The sequence below is a fragment of the Psychroflexus gondwanensis ACAM 44 genome, from assembly GCF_000355905.1.
Classification (GTDB): Bacteria; Bacteroidota; Bacteroidia; order Flavobacteriales; family Flavobacteriaceae; genus Psychroflexus; species Psychroflexus gondwanensis.
Window position 1 is genome coordinate 1 of the sequence record NZ_APLF01000025.1, and the last position, 16781, is coordinate 16781.

7 protein-coding genes are annotated in these 16781 nt (G+C 39.2%); 2 read left to right on the plus strand and 5 right to left on the minus strand.

The genetic code is table 11. The features are described from left to right. The first annotated feature begins 1115 nt into the window (after window positions 1-1115). Both PGOND44_RS15630 and PGOND44_RS14310 read left to right on the plus strand, forming a co-directional pair. Complete coding sequence (locus PGOND44_RS15630) at window positions 1116-1256, plus strand: hypothetical protein (RefSeq protein WP_155943850.1); 141 nt, start codon at window positions 1116-1118, stop codon at window positions 1254-1256. Between the two features lie 358 nt (window positions 1257-1614). Further along, window positions 1615-3954, plus strand: a complete 2340-nt coding sequence (locus PGOND44_RS14310) for a zinc-dependent metalloprotease (RefSeq protein WP_003444837.1) — start codon at window positions 1615-1617, stop codon at window positions 3952-3954. 469 nt (window positions 3955-4423) lie between these two features. On the opposite strand, the gene PGOND44_RS14315 is transcribed toward PGOND44_RS14310, so the two are convergent. From PGOND44_RS14315 to dnaE, 5 genes are all read right to left on the minus strand, one after another. Then, window positions 4424-4633, minus strand: a complete 210-nt coding sequence (locus tag PGOND44_RS14315; RefSeq protein WP_003444840.1) for a helix-turn-helix domain-containing protein — start codon at window positions 4631-4633, stop codon at window positions 4424-4426. 3 nt (window positions 4634-4636) lie between these two features. After that, entirely contained in the window at window positions 4637-5137 is a 501-nt protein-coding gene (locus PGOND44_RS14320; RefSeq protein ID WP_003444842.1) for a hypothetical protein, read from the minus strand. 11 nt (window positions 5138-5148) lie between these two features. After that, window positions 5149-5625 carry a DUF2975 domain-containing protein gene (locus PGOND44_RS14325; protein ID WP_003444847.1) on the minus strand — a complete coding sequence of 159 codons (477 nt, stop codon included), beginning with the start codon at window positions 5623-5625 and terminating at the stop codon, window positions 5149-5151. A gap of 293 nt (window positions 5626-5918) precedes the next feature. Then, entirely contained in the window at window positions 5919-11717 is a 5799-nt protein-coding gene (locus tag PGOND44_RS14330) for a T9SS type A sorting domain-containing protein (protein ID WP_003444850.1), read from the minus strand. Between the two features lie 238 nt (window positions 11718-11955). Then, window positions 11956-16317: a DNA polymerase III subunit alpha gene (dnaE, locus tag PGOND44_RS14335; RefSeq protein ID WP_003444852.1), complete on the minus strand. Its 4362-nt coding sequence runs from the start codon at window positions 16315-16317 to the stop codon at window positions 11956-11958. Window positions 16318-16781 lie beyond the last annotated feature (464 nt).

A 16781-nucleotide genomic window follows, 5' to 3' on the forward strand; every position in this document is an offset into this window, starting at 1 on the left:
AAAAATAGGCCGTTTTCTTTGTATTGAGAAGCTTGAAATTCCGTGCAAGCGATAGCGCGATACGGAATCTGTTTAAGTAATATATTTAGGCTTTAAGTAATTTCTTGTTTAAGCTTTAGATAGAATTAACCTCTCTTTCTTTTTTGCATCGCCCAATCCCGAGGTGTCGGGAGAAACCAATCCCCAAAGCTTTGGGGACTAGGCTTATTTTTATGTCTTTGAAAACTACAAAAGCGGCTCCTCCACGCAAAGCAAACCGTTTCACTAGTGCTTTGCTCCTTTATCCCTTCTTCACCACTTTTTTGTTTTCTAACTTCCATAAAAAATAGGCCGTTTTCTTTGTATCGAGAAATTTCTCACCTTGAACTTCAATAAAAATACTTTTTGAATTAGAAATTCTTAATTATCAATTCTTAATTATTTTGACTCACCACTATACTACTACACCACTACACTATTACACCATTATACTAATCCACCACTCTCGACTCACGACTCACCAATCACCATTACACCATTATACTAACCACCACTCACCTCTCACGGCTATTAAACCTTTCAATTAAGCTTTCTATATCATTTACTCTCTCTTTTCTTTTTTGCATCGCCCAAAAAAGAAACAAAAAAGACTAGGCTGTTTGAAAAAAACTAGAAAATCCTACGGAATCCCCAGCCACAGATGAAAAATAACTCATCACGCTAAAGCGTGATTCAAACAGATTTTCATCTCTTTTCCCAAGCTGCTTCCTTGATTTTTAACTTTTTTTCAATAGGCCGTTTTTCTTTGTATCGTGGAACTTGACGCCTCAAGGCTGTCACTTCGAGTGATTTTCGATAGAAAATTGTATCGAGAAGTAGTTTGAAGTCAGGTGTTTAATCGAGTTCTCGATACAAATTCCACTTTTTTCAAAAGCGAAATTCACTCGAACTGACATGTATTCAAACTCACCTCTCACGGCTACCGACTCACCTCTCACGACTCACGACTCACCTCTAATAGCTCCATTAGGCTTAATCGAGTTCTCGATACAAATTTCACTTTTTTCAAAAGTCAAATTCACTCGAACTGACATAAACAGAAAAAAATTTGAATTGTCAATTTTGAAATTTTAAATATGAAATATAGTCCACAACTCACCTCTATTGGCAAATTCACCAAAAATCCACTACACCATTATACTAATCCACCTCTCACGGCTACCGACTCACCACTCTCGACTCACGACTCACCAATCACCATTACACCATTATACTAACCACCACTCACCTCTCACGGCTACCTACTCACCTCTCAAAACTCTCGACTCACGACTCACCAATCACCATTACACCATTATACTAATCCACCTCTAATACCTCCATTAGGCTTAATCGAGTTCTCGATACAAATTTCACTTTTTTCAAAAGCAAAATTCACTCGAACTGACATGTATTCAAACTCACCTCTCACGGCTACCGGCTCACGGCTCACCCCTCTCGACTCACGACTCACGACTCAAAACTCACGGCTACCTACTCACCTCTCAAAACTCACCACTCACCTCTAAAGACTCACGGCTAATCACTACTTTAAACTTTTTTGTATATTTTCAGTCTTATATTAAAACAAAGCCTATGAAATATCTATTACTCATCGTTTTTGGATTGAGCTTGCAATTGGGTGTTGCCCAAGATAAGCCCATAAAAAACTTAGACTCTATTCTCAATACCATGCCCAAAAGTGAAGGTCTCCTCACTACTTATTTTGATGGAGATGACCTTTACCTGAAGTTTCCAAAAGAAGTTCTGGAAAAAGACTTGCTCATGGTCACTCGCCTTAAGCAGTTACCCTCCAACTATTCGGCCTACAGAAATGCAGGATCCAAAACCTCAGAACAACTGATTCATTTGGTGAAAGTGGGAAAATCCATTGATCTCATCCAAGTCTCTACCACCAATGTAGCCGATGAAGACGATCCCATAAGGCTGAGTGTCGCTCAAAATAACTTAAATCCCATTTTAGCGACCTTCCCAATCAAGTCGGAGGAAGGCGAGGATATTGTTATTGAGGCCTCTTCGTTCTTCAATTCTGACTCTCCGTCCTTTAATATTATCCCCGACGGATTAAAGAAAGAGTATAAAATGGGCAAAGCTGACGATAAGCGTAGCCGCATCAATTCTGCCAAAAGTTTTCCTAAGAATACAGAAATTACCCATACGCTTACCTTTCCCACCGATAACCCCCCTCGGGGAAATTCTACCAATACGTTTACCTTTCAAGTGAACCATTCCATTATCGCTTTGCCCGAAGATCTTATGCAAGTTCGCTACGAAGACCCTCGTGTTGGCTGGTTTGGATTGGGAAAATACAACTATAGCTCCGATGCTTTAAAATCGGATGAAGTTCGACTCATTAGACGTTGGAGGCTGGAGCCCAAAAACAAAAAAGCTTATGCTAGAGGCAAACTTTCAGAACCGGTTAAACCTATTGTCTACTATCTAGACCCAGCGACTCCAGAGAAATGGAGACCTTATTTTATAAAAGGGATTGAAGACTGGAATTCCGCTTTTGAAAAAGCGGGTTTCAAGAATGCTATTCAGGCTAAAATAGCGCCAACCGCAGAGGAAAACCCTGACTTTAGTCCTGAAGATGTTCGGTTTTCTACAGTAAGGTATGTAGCGTCGACGACCCGTAATGCGGTTGGACCAAGTGTATCCGACCCGAGAACCGGTGAAATTATAGAAAGTGATATCATTTGGTATCATAATCACTTAAAGTCTTATCGCAATCGCTATTTATTGGAGACTGGGGCAGCCAATCCTAAAGCCAGAACTTTAGACACCCCAGAGGAAGAAATTGGAGAGATGATGCGTCGTGTGATTTCTCACGAAATCGGTCACGCCTTAGGCTTACCTCATAACATGAAAGCAAGTTCTGCCTACCCTGTAGAATCGCTTAGGTCGGGAAGCTTTACCCAAGAAAACGGAATTGCAACTACGATCATGGACTATGCGAGGTATAATTATATCGCACAACCTGGCGACGAAAACATTCGTTTTGTAAGACAACTTGGTCCTTACGATGACTATGCGATAGAATGGGGTTACCGCTATTTCCCAAACAGTTCTGCGGAAGAAGATCAAAAGATTTTGAAGAGTTTTGTAGATGAACGCAGCACCGACCCTACGTATATGTTTGGTGGGAGAGGCAATGACCCCGATGCACAGACCGAAGATATTGGAGATAATTCTGTACAAGCAAGTACCTATGGTTTGAGTAATCTTAAAATCGTTGCCGAAAATCTCGACCAATGGACCACCACTTCAGGACAGTCTTATGAAGATCTGGAAGAGCTCTATGGTGAAATGCTAGGGGTGTACCGCCGCTATGTGTATCACGTGGCTTCAGTCGTGGGTGGAGTTCATGAAACCTTGCTCACAAAAGGTCAGCCTGGAGAGCCTTATCAAGTTGTGGATAAAGCCAAGCAGATAAAGGCTCTTGACTTTCTGAATGAGAATGTCTGGACACCTCAATATTGGTTGATGGATAACGCGCTGGTTTCCAAATTTTCAAAATCGGGAAAACTCGAGAATTTAATCAGCTTAAATAAAGGTGTCCTAAATCGACTTATGGATGCAGACCGACTCAATCTAATGTGGGATACCAACTCCTCTTTACTTGGAAATGGGCTTTCCCCTCAAGAGCTTTTGGACCGTTTAGCGGAGGATCTCGTCTACGGGAGAACCGCTCCAGGCCAAGTTGAACGTGAGTTACAAAAGTATTTTGCACATCAACTTAAGGAATTAATGAGTGATGACGGCTTAGCCCTTGAGCTTAAAGGTAAGAGTCTAGCGCTTCAAAATGAGCTTAAATCCTTTGCTAAGTCCAAAAAAGAATCGGAGAATAAGACCTTAAATGCCCATTATGCTTATATCCTAGACGTATTGGAGGAGGAAAATAAAGACTCTAAGTAAAATTTACGGTTTAACCGTAATACATGTACGGTCAAACCGTAACTCAAAGTGATGAAAACTACACATATTTGCATAACTATCCATTTAACTTGAATATCCCAAATTTTATCCAATTTTGAGATTGTTCAAACATTAAAGCAAGACTCTAGGGTCTTGCTTTTTTTTATGCACTATATTTTTTTCTTCTGAATTTATGCAGAGAAAGCCTCTTAGTTTTTAGACATCCAGCATAAGACATAAAGTTGATTTATAAGTTTCGTCTGGGGTTGAAAGTTTTACCTGAAGCATTTTCGTAACGGGATCCAATTCAGAATAAATGAATGTCATATCAAGAGTTATATATAACTGCATTAGAAACTGAAAAACCTTTGTTTTACTAACTTGAATTAAGCACCAACAGCTATAATAGCTAATGGTTTTCACGTCGACCAGTCTACTCTTAAAAGCTAAAATCGCAAACAAGTGAAACCTAATCTTTAGGCTCGAAGCTCAACAAATCGCCAGGCTGGCAATTCAACACCTCGCAAATACGTTCTAAGGTCGAGAACCTTATGGCTTTGGCTTTTCCTGTTTTTAAGATGGATAAATTAGCTTTGGTAATACCTATAGCTTTAGCTAAATCTACCGATTGCATGTGACGATCTTCGAGGACCTGATCCAGATTAATTTTAATAGACATGGCTTAAATTGTTAAGTCTTGTTCCTGCTTCGCCAAAATAGATAATTTGAGCATTTTGCTTAAACGTATAAAACTAAGTCCAATGACAATCAACAATAGATAGATCATCGAATTGGATTGAAAAAAGTGGGTAGTCACTTCAAAATGATACTCCAAAAATATTTTTTTAACCACTAGACTTAATCCTAGAATTATTAAGAATTGGCCGCTACGTTTAAGATTTTTCACCAAATTAAAAGATTTGAATTCTCCGTTAATCATAAATAGTCTAGCTGCTCGACGCAGATGATACGCTACAAAAACAAAGGCCACAGAAAAAATAATTTCGTTGATGGCCGCAATATATATCGACGATGAAAATTCTCTTTTAGGCTCATAAACTGAATTTGAAAATGATATATCAAAACCTTCTATGGGCATCATAATAAATGTAGCTATCGCATTAATGACTACTGTATAAAATAGGATATCGAAAATAAGTTTGAAACTAGATTTTTTAAGCATAAATGTATAGATTAAATAGTAAGTTCTTGATCGACTTCGAGTTCTCTTCCACGTTCTACTATTTTGGCTAGCAACAATAGGATCAATCCTAAAGCCAGATGGCTTATAAATGAATATTCTATGTCAATAACGAAACTAAATTCAAGTCTTCCCAGCTCAACAATTTTGAACATAAACTCTAAAAAAGGGACACCAATTGCATATACAATGAGCACATAAGCCAAGAATTTTATAGATTGGGCGTTGGGTTGTGAAAAGTAATTAAGGTGTTTACAGCATTTTATAACTCCTAGAATACGGTTGAGAGCAATGAAAGCAAACACCCAAAAAACAAAGACAGGCAAAGTCATCAGAGCAAATTCGAAGTCGGAGGCCATGAAACGGTCCATGCCATTAAAAAACAAAAAAGTAGATACCACAATACAAGCACTTAAAACTAAACGCAAAAGCTGAACCCCAACATAAAGTAAATCCAAAATTGTCTTCATTCCTTTAAAAATTATTGTTTTACGATAACAAGTATATGAATTGTTATTGTAAAACAATAACAAAAAGGGAAAATAATTTTAATAATGAGAGTTTGAAATTATACCTGAAACAGAATTAAACCATCACTATCTCATCAAGCCTGGCTAAAGCCGAAGTCAGATTGTATTTTTTACTGGGCGGGAAATAAAAAAGTACTGAGATAAGTTTTATCTGTAAAGTAATAGTTGACTTCATAAAATCAAAAAACTCCTGAACAATCAGGAGTTTTTTTGGGTATAGTATGTATTCAAATTTATTCTATAATAAGCTTAGTGGTTTGACTGTTTTTAGTATCAGACAATTTCAAGATATAGACTCCAGAAGAAAGGCTATTATTCAGATTCACTGTCATTCTAGAAGAATTGGTCAACTCTTGATCTAGCACCATTCGTCCTTGAAGATCAAATAATTTAAGACTTAAGACTTGTCCATCAAAGGCTTGTTGATGAGAAATACTAAAGGTATTTCCTCTCACTGGGTTTGGATACACCACCATAGAAGAGTTGAAAACGACATCTTCTGTGCCTAAGCTCACTTCTTCAAATTTGATCACAAATCTATCTGTTGCTTTAGATTCTGGTATAGAAGGGTCAAGGTTAAAGGACACAGAAGTTGCTATATCGGTTGGTAGTTCTGTACTAGACTCTAAATATCTATCGTATAAATACGCCTTGGTGTTCACTAAATTTTCTGGTTCAACGACCAAGCGATAGGCTAAAAGCTTAGAATTTCCAAAATATAACGGAACACTATCTTGAGCAGTTGGCATCGCTCGAGATTCTATGGACATATAGTTTGGGTTTCTATCGATAGCAAAAGACTCTTCGTAATTCCAAAGTTTTGTGGCATCCAAGGTGTCTTTAGCATTATTTCCTCCATTTCTGAATTTCACCCTCACCGCATCGATAACTGTATTACCGCTAGTTAAAATATCTTCATTAAGATTAATGTTCATATTGGTCAATGCTTCGGGCTCACTAAAGGTGGTGTTATTGCCCGTTTCAGTTGTTTTATAACTTTCTCTGAATATGACTATTGGACTTCCAGCAGCAGATACTGTTTCCACAAAAAAGGCTTGATTTGGTTCTAAAAACAGATTAGCACCAGAGTCAGGAGTAGATGTCCCATCGCTTAAGTCTACAGTAGCGTAACTACCAATAGTCCCAATAGTAGGATCATAAATATAGAAAAATTGAGAACTTACAGCATTTGCATTATCAGAATTTAGCAAACTTGCCATATCAACCTTAGCTTGGTAAGGGTTCCCTATCAAGGAAAATCCATTTACTGTTGAGGATAAGTTAGGAGCAGGTTTAGAGCCTACCACCAATTTTCCAGTTGTTCTTAACGTGGTTGCTGGACCAACAGCAGTGTTGGAGTTTAGCGTGGTCGATCTATCTCCTCTAATCAGTAAAGCATAGGCATCTCCAGCGTTAAAAGTTTTACTATCAGTGTTGGGGATTGCTTTCCATTCAACGTCAGAAGAATTCCACTCGAACATAGAGGGGTTTCCTGTTTCAGTTGCATCAAAGCCGTTTTGTCCAGTGGTTGAACCCGTAATATGGGTTCCAAAACCTGGATTTGGATCTAAATTATTTGTATCTCCAGTTGATGTATTATTCTCACCTTCCTGCCAATTGGCGTTTATAGAGGTTGTAGTCGTTACTGACGAAGATAAATATCTAAAAGCCCTATTACTCTTAGGAATAAACCGATGTATTTCAAAGTTATCTCCAACTAATTGCCTGGTTGTGGCAGGAAATGGTCCCAAAGCAGCTGTTTTGGTGGATGTACTACTGAAAATCACTTTTCCAAAATTGGCAAAATCTCCATTTAAAGTCACAGCATCTTCAATAATTAAGGTTGCATCGTCTCTGACCACAATATCTGAAATAGTATTTAGAGAAGTCAAAGTTGTGGTTCCAGATTCTACGAAAATACTTTCTGAAATTAAACCTCCGGTTGGAGTTCCAATACCAACTGATCCCCAGGTATCTGTATCATTACTATATACATAATCATTGTCTCCAACTCCTATTGTAGCATCAGCACTAGATGCAGAAACTTCAAGGATCCATTCTGAACTAGTATAAGTTGAATTGGAAACCCTCACTGTAGGAATATTTCTGTACGCTCGCTGACCGATGAATTCCCATCCAGTACCGGCATCACCATAGACATCCAATACAGCTCTCGGTTCATTAAAGTCAAAAGAAAGCTGATAGATATCGGTACCATCTGAAGCTAAAGTCGTTGGTGCTACAAAGTCAGCATCTCTTCCGTAAATAGAATTAAATGTTGCATCATCTATAAAGCTTATCACATAATAAGACTTTGGTGGAATCACACCTGTAAGTTGTATACTTTCTCCAGTTCCTGAAGGATTGATTAAAAAGTAATTCAGATCATCCAGATCTATAGGTTCCACATCCATATTGAACAATTCCACATATCTACCATCTGCATCATCGCTTGGATCTATCACTTCAGAAATGAGTAATGTTGACTCTAATATAATATTGAACTCAAGACTTTGTATACTTGTTGAACCTGATGTTGTTGAGGCTGTAAGTCTCAAATCAAAGCCTGTGGCAGTATGTTGTAGAGTGTTGAAATTAGCATAACCCAAAGAAGAACTGATATTTCTTGAGACAAGCCCACCGTTCAAAGTTCCTTCGGAGGAAATTACAATGCTAACTGTATTATCTAAATCCACATTATCATTGGCATCCAGATTTCTAACTCTTACAGATGGTGACATACTAACATTAACGAAAGTGGTTGTTGGTTGTACGAAAAATTCAAGTTGTGTTCCTATAACTTCAATTAAAAATTCACTGCCTTCAAAAGCAGTAATCCCTTGAGAGAAAATAGAACCATCGTTCGAAGCCAATTGGTCTTCATTCCCATCAGCAATAGCCAGTTGAATCACCTCCTGGTCTATTATTCCTGTTGTATTTAAAAACACACTGAGGATATAGTCTCTTGAAGTTCCATCACTCACTACGAACAAATCGTCTGGATCTGAAGTGATGTCTACTATAATCTCATCGGTAGTTATGGTTACCGTTTGGTTGGCTTGATCCAAAATATCAGTTCCATCAGAAATAGAAATGCCTTGTAAAGCAGTAGCCCAATCTGCATTATTGGTGCTGCCAGGAACAAATCGTAGTCTGGTGATATTGGTTGGAAGGTTGTCGAAATTTCCAGAATCTACCACCTCAAAACCAAATACTTCTACTGCTTGAGCTAACTCGTCATTGACATCTGCGGTTAAAGTTGCGTCTGCAATTTGTGTTGATGGTGCTAAAATATCAGTATCCCTAGCATTGGAATCACCAGTCAGTTTTACGTTATCCAAACCTGAAAAACCATCCACACCATCATTTTGTATAAAATATTGGAAAGAAACTTCATTTGTACCTAGAGGCACAGGTATGGTTTCTGTTCCTGAACCATCTTGTGTAGAAGTAAAACCTTCAAATAAAGTAACTCTAGTTTGAGACATTCCATCAAAAGTTACTTGGTACTCTATTCGATCTCCTGGAACATTATATCCTACAACCTCCCAGTCAAAGCTGAGATTAACCCCAGTGTATCCAGAAACATCAACAGTCACAAAATCTAAGGAGGCGAATCCAGAAGTTCCATTATCTCCTTCATCATCCAAATCATTTTCTCCAAAAATAGTATTTATAAAGCTTGGGTTTTCAAGTCGAGAAGTATCTGTGATATTGATTACACCAAAATATCCATCTACACCCCAACCATTATCAAATGTTGGAATACTGGTGGTATATACCCATTCTGGTTGCGTCCCATCAAAATCTTGAATAGCAATCACAGGAATGCCTACGTTAAAAGGATTACTTGTAATAGAGCTTGGGGTTATTTCTGGCTCTGTAGTATCAGCAGTCAAGGTAAGACCTGAAACTTCTGCCGAATAGGCTATATTTGGGAAAGTGGCTACACCATTCACGGCAGAAACTGGATTAAGAGGGTTGACCAGAGTACCTCCAGAAGAAGTTAAGCTAATGTCTGTAATGATAGAGGTGTCTACATTTCCATTTTCATCCACATAGGCTACTTGGACAGCTGGCGTTATAAACGCATTTACTTGCACATCTGTGGGTTGTTGTAAAAAGGCCATTTCTGAAGCGACAACATCTATAGTAATTAGGTTACCAGTTACAGTTCCACCAGTGAAAGTAGAATTGAAAATAGACCCTGAAATTTCTGCTATAAATCCTAAACCTGTCTCTGGCACTTGGAATTCTATAATGCTTTCATCGGTGATATTGGTTTCATTCAAAACCACTTCTACCGTAAAATTTACTGAAGCACCATCAGCAACAACCACAGAAGTAATTGGTGTAAAAATAATTTCATTGTCATTTATAACTGCTGTTCCTGTAACTACGGAGGATGCCTCTCGGACAACTACATCTTGAAAAGTCAATGGCCAATTTGCTGTATTATTACCACCTGCTTCAAATCGCATTTGAGTTACAGTGGTAGGCTCATTATCACCATCGCCTTGATCTATAATATCAAAACTAAACACAGACTCTGGAGTACCGGATGCTGTTGCATTGGCTGCAATTACAGTCCCTACTGGAACTTGAGTTACAGGTGCAATGACTTCTGTAGTATTGTCATTCGCAAATACATCGAAAAGAGAACTTGTAATTGAGAAAGGATCTATAGTAGAGGCAGTTAAAATTATGTCTAGACCTTCTGTATTGTGTATGATGTTAGAAAATGTAACAATACCATTTGTTGGGCTAAGCGTTAAGGGCGAAGTATCCAAATCGCCTGTGGAGGTTAATTCCACTACTGAAGAAGTAGTTGTATCTAAATTTCCATTAACATCAAAAAATCCTAGTTCTACTGATGGAGTCATAAACGCATTTACCTCCACATCAGTAGGTTGTTTTAAAAAGGCTATTTCTGTCGCCACCACATCCAGAGTGATATTATTTCCAACCACGTCTGTAAAAGAAGAGCTGAATATAGATCCAGAAAATTCTGCTTCAAAACCAGAATTAGTTCCATCCACTTGAAACTGAATTACACTACCATCTACAATGTTAGCTTGATCCAAAGTGACTTCAACCGTAAAATTAACTGAAGCACCATCAGCCACAGCCACAGGAGTAGTTGGCGTAAAAATAACTTCACTGGCTGTAACGACTGCTGTTCCTGGAATTTCAGTGAATGAGGCATCTTGTATAGCAACATTCGTAAATGTTGACCAGTCTGCAGTATTATTAGCTCCAGCGACAAAACGCATTTGAGTAACAGTGGTAGGCTCATTATCACCACCGCCTTGATCTATAATATCAAAACTAAAGACAGGAAGTATATCTGTATCCGCAGCAACAAAAATACTTGCTCCCACTTGAGTTGATGGCGCAACGACTTCTGAAGTTTGATCATTAAGAAATTCACCCTCGAGTTTTACATTGTCAATACGATTATTACCATTAGCATCTGTGGCACCGTTAAATACGATTCTAATGACTAAATTAGATTGATTATCGATACTTGTGACCGAGGATAAGTTAAAAGATAAAAGTCCGCCTGGGCTTAAAGCCGGATCGAAAGGTGAACCCGTGGGAAAGCTTGTAAACGTTGTTCCATCAGTTGAATATTCTATAGTATTGCTACTGAAGCCTGCAGGCGAGCGTCTTGACCAAAAAGAAAGTGATAAATTTTTATAACCCTCTGAAGAAAAATTAAAATCAAGATGTTTTCCATTATTGCCTCCTCCAGATGATGTTCCTGCTCCTCCACTTACTGCAAAAGAAGTGCCAGCTTCGCTTCCAGAACATGTATTTATAGTTGAACCATCAAATGAAGTGGTTGATACTAAATTATGAGTAATAGAGCCGGATCCTGAAACTCTATTATCTGTATTTAACGGAGTCGTAAAAGGAGTTGTACCATTAAAATCCCAGCAATGGATAACGTCTTGGGCAGTTGTAATTTGAGCGGTTAAAAGGAATAAAAACAATAGTCCTAATACCCTAGGAGGTGAAAGTTTAGTCATGATTGGAGTCTGTTTAGTCAAAGATATGAAAAATTGAGTTGAGAGCCTTCGTTTAGTAACTAAATAAAAAATATACCTTCCTCATAATCAGTAACATGAGAGCAATAATAATAAATTTGTGCCATTATTAGTAAAGATAACTATCACGCATAAGACCTTCCACTAGGAAGTTAGCACTCATAAAGACAATATTAGGTTGATTTGGGTTTTACCTCATTTAAAATAGCTCCAAAAGTCTTTAATTGATTTTAAATTTAATCTTTTGCTCAGATAGTTCATCAATCAATTCATTACAAATTTTTACTTTTTGTGTTTTGCTCGGCATGTGGATTTTAATCTTGTCCTTCATTTCATACACCACAAAGTTTAGCAAGTGATCTCCCGAGTAAGTCTTGAACAAGTCTCCTAAGGCTAGTACTTGAGACTGGTTAAGGTCATCCACGTTCATTTGGATTGTTAGTTTTTTGGCATTTTCCTTTAAGACATCTTGGAGTTGTTTAAAAGACAGAAAACCAATACGGGTTCGCCCAGGTTCTCCAGTATCTCTATTTGTAAATTGGGTTGCCTTCAACTTCACGTGAACAAAATTATCCTGAATCAAAAAGTGTCTGAATCTCAAGTACTCTTCCCCAAAAATCCAGAATTCATGACTTTCGTTATAATCTTCTAGTACAAAAGTCGCAAAGCCTTTTCCGGTTTTGCTTACCCTGTGATTTACATCTGTCACCACTCCCGCAAGGGATAACTCTTTATTGAGGTGATTTTCAATTTCTGCAACTTCCTTTAGATTCGATCTGCAAAAGGAGTTGATTTCCAGTTTAAAATCATCCAACGGGTGACCCGATAAAAACAGACCTACCACTTCCTTTTCTGCTTTTAAAGTTCGCATGGTATGCCAAGGCTCGCAAGGCGGTACTTCTGGCTCAGGAATTTGGACTTCACTCGCCTCACCAAACAAACTCACTTGGGATGAGTTTTTATTCTCTTGGTATCTTGCTGCATATTTAATCACCTTTTCCAGAAAGGTTAAATCTCCGTCGGTAGCTTGAAAATATTGAGCTCGGTGCACTTCTCCCAAGCTATCGAAAGCTCCTGCGTAAGCCAAACTTTCAAAAGCTTTCTTATTGGCAGCTCGAAGATCGATGCGTTTGGACAAATCAAAAATAGAGAGGTAGTGACCGTCTTTCTTGCGGTGTTCTACAATAGTGTTCACTGCTCCACCACCAACGCCTTTAATAGCGCCCATGCCAAACCGAACGGCATTGTCTTTATTCACCGAGAATTTATAATAAGATTCGTTCACGTCTGGTCCCAACACCGGTAAACGCATTCGCTTGCATTCCTCCATAAAAAAGCTAACTTTCTTGATATCACTCATATTATTGGAAAGGACAGCTGCCATATATTCTGCTGGATAATGGGCTTTTAGATAGGCTGTTTGGTAAGCAACAAAGGCATAACAAGTCGAGTGGGATTTGTTGAAGGCATAACTGGCAAAAGCCTCCCAGTCTTTCCAGATTTTCTCTAGCTTTTCTTCATCGTGTCCATTGTCTTTGGCTTGGTTAATAAACTTTGGTTTCAGTTTGGCTAAGACATCTTTCAATTTTTTACCCATGGCTTTCCGCAAGACATCGGCTTCCCCTTTTGTAAAGCTGGCCAATTTTTGCGAGAGCAACATCACTTGCTCTTGGTAAACGGTTATCCCATAAGTTTCCTCAAGATATTCTTGCATTTCAGGCAAATCGTAAGAGATTTTCTCCTCCCCGTGTTTCCGTTTTATAAAACTCGGTATATACTCCATCGGTCCTGGTCTATACAAGGCATTCATCGCAATAAGATCTCCAAACACCGTTGGCTTTAGATCCTTCATGTGTTTTTGCATCCCCGGAGATTCATATTGAAAAATCCCAACAGTTTCTCCACGCTGAAAGAGCTCATAGGTCTTTTCATCATCTAGCGGGAAAGCTTCAGGATCTAGATCGATGTCGTGGCGTGCTTTTACAATCTCAACGGTATCTTTAATTAGAGTTAAGGTCTTTAAACCCAAAAAGTCCATTTTCAGAAGGCCTGCATCTTCCACCACCGAATTATCGAATTGGGTGACATAGAGGTTGGAGTCTTTGGCAACGGAGACGGGAACAAACTTGGTAATATCGTCGGGGGTGATAATCACTCCACAGGCATGAATGCCTGTATTCCTCACAGAACCTTCCAAAATCCTAGCTTGGTTTACCGTTTCAGCTTCTGGGGAATCTTGTTCTGAAATAGCGATAAGTTCTAAGACTTTATCGACCTCTTCGGATCTAAATTTCTTCCGAATTTCCTTTTCATCCATGCTAAAGATTTTCCCTAGCTTGGACATGTCTGGTATCAATTTGGCAATACGATCGGCTTCATACAAAGGCAGATCCAAAACTCTTGCAGTATCTCTTATCGCAGATTTAGCTGCCATGGTCCCATAAGTGATAATTTGCGCCACCTGATTTTGGCCGTATTTCTCAATCACATAATCCATTACTTTGCTCCGCCCTTCATCATCAAAATCGATGTCGATATCGGGCATACTCACTCGCTCTGGATTTAAAAACCGCTCGAAAAGTAAATCGTATTTTATAGGATCTATATTGGTAATCTTCAAGCAATAGGCCACGGCACTACCCGCTGCAGATCCACGTCCTGGACCTACAGAGACTCCCATTTTCCTGGCTTCGCGAATAAAATCTTCCACAATTAAGAAATAACCCGGATAACCTGTGTTGGCAATAACGGAAAGTTCAAAATCCAATCGGTCCTTGATCTCTTCACTTAATTCTCCGTAACGCGCTTTAGCCCCCTCAAAGGTAAGGTGCTTCAAGTAAGCATTTTCTCCACGCTTACCAGCATCGGTTTTATCCGCCTCGTCCAAAAATTGTTCTGGGATGGTAAAAGCCGGTAATAACACCTCCCTAGCCAGTTCAAAGGCTTCCACCTTATTGGCAATTGCCTCCGTGTTGGAAATGGCTTGAGGTAAGTCTTTAAAAAGAGATTTCATCTCCTCAGCAGACTTGAAATAGTACTGGTCGTTTGGAAGTCCGTAGCGATAGCCCCGTCCGCGACCTATGGGTGTGTTTTGCTTTTCTCCGTCTTTAACACACAATAAAATATCATGCGCATTGGCGTCTTTTTGGTCGGCGTAATAGGTATTATTGGTCGCTACTAAATTGATGTCGTGCTTATTGGCAAGTCGGATTAAAGCTTCATTGGCGCGCTCTTCATCTTCTTGCTGGTGACGCATAATTTCTACATAAAAATCATCGCCAAAGGTGTCCTTCCACCAGACCAAGGCCTCTTCCGCTTGGTTTTCTCCAAGATTCAAAAGTTTACTAGCAATCTCACCATAGAGGCTTCCCGATAGAACTATGAGGTCCTCTTTATAGGTTTCAATAAGCTTTTTATCAATTCTAGGGACATAATAAAAACCTTTGGTAAAGCCGATAGAAGACATTTTTGCTAAATTATGATAGCCCTTTTTAGTCTTGGCCAAAATCACCATTTGGTAGCCATTGTCTTTATGAGTTCTATCCAAGTGATCTTCACACACAAAAAACTCACAACCAATAATCGGTTTTATAGGTTTTGAAGTGTTTTCATCATCATTGGCCACAGCGGCATTGTGTTTTTTAACTGCATTTACAAAATGAAACGCCCCCATCATATTGGCATGGTCTGTAATAGCCACCGCTGGCATATGGTGCTTTGACGCTGCCGCTACCAGATCTGGAACAGCCGTGGTCGATTGCAAGACGGAGAATTGGGTATGGTTATGAAGATGAACAAAACTAGACTCCTGCAGTTGTTCTAAATTCTCGTCAAGCTCTGCTTTAGAAGGACCGCTTTCTTCTGATTTTGCTTCTTGCTTTGCTTTCAATTGAGCAGAAGCTTTTTTGAGGTTGATATGATTAAGACCCACTTTACCGACAGGCCCCGTATGCTTAGACTTGAATTCTGGAATATAAGTACGCTCTGACTGTAATTCTTTTTCTGTATAATTTCCCTTGCGGATCAACTCTAGAAAACAACGCGTGGTCGCTTCCACATCTGCAGTGGCGTTGTGAGCGTCGTTAAAGGGCTCTCCAAAAAGATGTTGATGTAATTCGGTTAATGTAGGGAGTTTGAATTTCCCTCCACGCCCCCCGGGGATTTGACAAAGCTTAGCTGTTTTTTCTGTACAAGTATCCAATACAGGCATAGATGCCATTAAAGACTCTAGTTGAGCTCTATGGAATTCGGCTCCCATCACATTCACATCGAAACCCACATTCTGCCCAACCAGAAACTTAGATTCTGATAAGGCCTCATTAAACTCTGCTAATACCCTGTCCAAAGACTCCCCTTTTTCTAGAGCCAAGGCGGTAGAAATACCATGAATGCGCTCGGCATCGTAAGGAATGTCGAACCCCTCAGGACGAATTAGATAATCTTTTGCTTCTACAAGATTTCCCCACTGGTCATGAACTTGCCAAGCGATTTGTATAGCTCTAGGCCAGTTGTCGGTATCGGTGATGGGCGCGTTCCAGCGCTTGGGTAATCCTGTGGTTTCGGTATCGAAAATAATATACATGAAGCAGAGTTTTGGACTATAAAATTAGCAAAAAGCAGAGTTTAAAATAGCTTTATTCTGAATTTATCTCTGCTAAATTATGAGATTTCGAAAGAGCTAACGCCCCTAATTAAGACATCAGGGCTACGCCCCTAACTAAAATTGCAAACCTTATGATGTAGGGGCGTAGCCCTGGCATCTTCGTAACACAAACTGCAAAAGTAACGATCTAAGGGCGCAGCCCTGATATCTCTGCATCACAAACTGCAAAAGTAGTGATATAGGGGCGTAGCCCTGGCATCTCTGCATCACAAACTGCAAAACTGATAAAATAGGGGCGTAGCCCTGGCATCTTCGTAACACAAACTGCAAAAGTAACGATCTAAGGGCGCAGCCCTGATATCTCTGCATCACAAACTGCAAAAGTAATAATCTAGGGGCGTAGCCCTGATATCTCTGCATCACAAACTGCAAAAGTAATGATG

Excerpts from the sequence above, each read along its gene's own strand:
- PGOND44_RS15630 (WP_155943850.1), top strand. The coding sequence starts at position 1,116 with ATGAAATATAGTCCACAACTCACCTCTATTGGCAAATTCACCAAAAAT.
- PGOND44_RS14310 (WP_003444837.1), top strand. The coding sequence starts at position 1,615 with ATGAAATATCTATTACTCATCGTTTTTGGATTGAGCTTGCAATTGGGT.
- PGOND44_RS14315 (WP_003444840.1), bottom strand. The coding sequence starts at position 4,633 with ATGTCTATTAAAATTAATCTGGATCAGGTCCTCGAAGATCGTCACATG.
- PGOND44_RS14320 (WP_003444842.1), bottom strand. The coding sequence starts at position 5,137 with ATGCTTAAAAAATCTAGTTTCAAACTTATTTTCGATATCCTATTTTAT.
- PGOND44_RS14325 (WP_003444847.1), bottom strand. The coding sequence starts at position 5,625 with ATGAAGACAATTTTGGATTTACTTTATGTTGGGGTTCAGCTTTTGCGT.
- PGOND44_RS14330 (WP_003444850.1), bottom strand. The coding sequence starts at position 11,717 with ATGACTAAACTTTCACCTCCTAGGGTATTAGGACTATTGTTTTTATTC.
- dnaE (WP_003444852.1), bottom strand. The coding sequence starts at position 16,317 with ATGTATATTATTTTCGATACCGAAACCACAGGATTACCCAAGCGCTGG.